Source organism: Acidithiobacillus sp., assembly GCF_027322205.1.
In the GTDB taxonomy this organism is placed as follows: Bacteria; Pseudomonadota; Gammaproteobacteria; order Acidithiobacillales; family Acidithiobacillaceae; genus Acidithiobacillus.
In genome coordinates, this window is sequence record NZ_DAHVHY010000126.1 from 1 (window position 1) to 2,757 (window position 2,757).

At 56.3% G+C, this 2,757-nt stretch carries 4 protein-coding genes and 1 tRNA gene; all 5 read left to right on the forward strand.

The features are described 5' to 3' along the window. The coding region (locus M7F93_RS11575) for a phenylalanine--tRNA ligase subunit beta (protein WP_298173673.1) at positions 1–1,409 on the forward strand (1,409 nt) is incomplete at its 5' end. A gap of 10 nt (positions 1,410–1,419) precedes the next feature. Then, positions 1,420–1,719 carry an integration host factor subunit alpha gene (locus tag M7F93_RS11580; RefSeq protein WP_298173676.1) on the forward strand — a complete coding sequence of 100 codons (300 nt, stop codon included), beginning with the start codon at positions 1,420–1,422 and terminating at the stop codon, positions 1,717–1,719. After that, a complete protein-coding gene (locus M7F93_RS11585; protein ID WP_298173679.1) occupies positions 1,694–2,146 on the forward strand; it encodes a MerR family transcriptional regulator in 453 nt (150 codons plus the stop codon). Before M7F93_RS11580 ends, M7F93_RS11585 begins: the two co-directional genes overlap by 26 nt. 37 nt (positions 2,147–2,183) lie before the next feature. Then, a tRNA-Pro gene (locus M7F93_RS11590) sits at positions 2,184–2,260 on the forward strand. Between the two features lie 194 nt (positions 2,261–2,454). Continuing rightward, positions 2,455–2,757: helix-turn-helix domain-containing protein (locus M7F93_RS11595; RefSeq protein ID WP_298173682.1), on the forward strand; the 303-nt coding region annotated here is incomplete at its 3' end.

Consider the following 2,757-nt stretch of genomic DNA (forward strand, 5'->3'; position numbering starts at 1 on the left):
GGCGCACCGCCGTATCTGCACAGACCCACGCTATTGTTTTGGAGTCTGCTTTCTTTCAGCCTAAGGCTATTCAAGGCCGTGCACGCCGCCTGGGCTTGCAGACGGATGCCGCCATGCGCTTCGAGCGCGGTGTCGATTTTGCGCTGGCGCCCGCGGCGGCCGCTGCCGTCCTGACACGGCTGACCACCCTGGGCAAAGCCAATTTACGGGCAACGCGGTCCCATACGGTGCTAGGCCAGTTACCGGAGCACGCTCCGATTACTTTGCGCCGGGCGCGACTGGCGCGCGTTCTGGGCATGGATTATGAAGATACCGTGGTCGAGACAGTGCTGACTCGTCTGGGGCTGTGCATTAGCGAGACTCCCGATGGCTGGCAGGCGATTTCCCCCAGCCATCGCTTTGATCTGCACATTGAGGCAGACTTGATCGAGGAGGTGGGCCGAATATACGGCTATGAGCGATTGCCCGTGCATCGGCCAGAGGGCACTCTGCAGCCCCTAGCCATCGCGCGATGGCCACAGCAGGCCACGTTACGTGGCATCCTGCAAGCGCGTGATTATCACGAGGTAATCACCTATAGTTTTATTTCCCGTCAGGAGCAGGATGCCTTCACTCCGGACGCTGACGCGCCAGCCCTGCTCAATCCCCTGTCTGCGGATTTGGCCGTCATGCGAGCCAGTCTCTGGCCTGGCCTGATGCAAGCGCTCCAGTTCAATGTGAAGCGGCAGCAGGATCGGGTACGGATTTTTGAACTGGGGCGGGTGTTTTCTGCGAATGACCAGCGCCTTGTCCTGGGTGGTTGTATAGTCGGGACCGCAGATCGGGAAGGTTGGGCGCAGCCACAGCGTGCGGCCGATTTCTACGACTTGAAGGGTGACGTGAGTGCTTTGCTCACGCTTTGGCCAAAGACAGAATTTTCTTTCCGGACGCTGGATGATCATCCGGCGTTGCATCCGGGACAGACCGCAGGAATTTGGGTGGCAGATCAGCAGGTGGGTATGCTCGGTGCGTTACATCCGACGCTTGCGGCGGAGTATGACCTGGACAAATCACCGTTTTTCTTCTATCTGGATGTAGAATGCTTGGAGGGTCTGGCGAATGTCTCCCGGTTCACGCCCTTGTCGCCTTTCCCGGCGTTGCGGCGGGATATGGCTTTAGTGATCCCGGATGACATTCCGGCGGGGACAGTGCTGAATGTCATGCAGATAACCGCATCGGGTATGGTTAAGGAAATTACGATTTTTGATCGTTATCAGGGCGCTACTCTGACGGCGGGAACATACAGTCTGGCCTTTGCGTTGCTCTTGCAGGATGCCGAGCGGACACTGACCGACGCAGATGTACAAGCAGAAATGGATCGGTTGCTGGTTGCCGTGCGGCGACTCGGTTCCATCGAACTCAGGGCATAGGGAGAATAATATGGCGGTTACCAAAGCAGAAATCGTGGATATGCTGTTCGAGAGTATGGGTCTTAATAAACGGGAGGCCAAAGGTATTGTTGAGGCCTTGTTTGATGGCATTCGTGAGAATCTGGCGCAGGGTGAAGAGGTGAAGCTGTCTGGTTTTGGCAACTTTACATTGCGCGACAAAAATCCCCGTCCCGGGCGTAACCCCAAGACGGGCGTGGAGATTACCATTACGGCACGGCGTGTGGTGACTTTCCATCCGAGTCAAAAGCTCAAAGCCTACGTGAATGGTAGCGAACCAGACAACAGCTAAGGGAAAGACGGGCAAAGACCTCGCGCCACTCCCCGAGATACCCGAGAAGCGGTATTTTTCGATTAGCGAGGCTGCCCTGCTCTGCGGGGTGAGGGCGCATGTGCTGCGCTACTGGGAGCAGGAGTTTGCACAGCTTAGTCCGCTGAAAAGAAAAGGTAATCGACGTTATTATCAGCGCCACGATCTGCTGTTGGCAAGGCAGATTCGTGCCCTGCTGTACGGTGAAGGCTATACTATCCACGGCGCGCGTGAGCGGTTGCAAGAGATGATGCGTGCTCCCCGTGGTGAGTTCCGGGAAGAAAGTCATGGGCAACTGAATCTGGAGATGGCGGATTCCTCTGTCAGTGTTATTGAGGGCCGCAAACGTTGGCAATACTTGCGTCGGGAGTTGTCGGCATTATTGGATTTGTGCGGCCACAGACATTGACTTGGGTGGTGTTTTGGCGGTACATTGCGACCTCTTGCGGGGCGTAGCGCAGCCTGGTAGCGCACCTGAATGGGGTTCAGGTGGTCGGAGGTTCAAATCCTCTCGCCCCGACCAATAAATCAAATGGTTACTCCGTAACCATCGGGTTTTTTCTACAAAAATCCACATCTTCTACAAATTCATGCTTTGCTGCTTGCTTGTAGCGGGCGTGTGCCAAATATGTGCGATTCCATATTTGTCGTCGGGTGTAATTCCAATTAGCGTTATAATCAGTGATAATATGCCATGTTTTTCAGGGGGGTCATGGCATGGCACGTCCGGCAGGTGGAGTAGAGCATGTGGTGGCGGCACGAGAGTTGTTGCGCAGCGCGAAGACAGCCGAAGAGCTGAGGCGGGCACAGGCGGTGCTGTTGCCCCTGGATTTGGGATTGAGCCTGGAGCAGACGGCGCGGGCCATCGGACGCTCCGTGAACGCCACTTGTGCGATACGCACGCGTTTTGCCAAGGTTGCCGAAGGGGTTATGAAGCCGCCCCAGGCGAAAACCGCATTGCGCAACCATGCATTGGCTGATCTGGAACGAGAGGCCAGCATTCTCGACGAAGTATTGGCC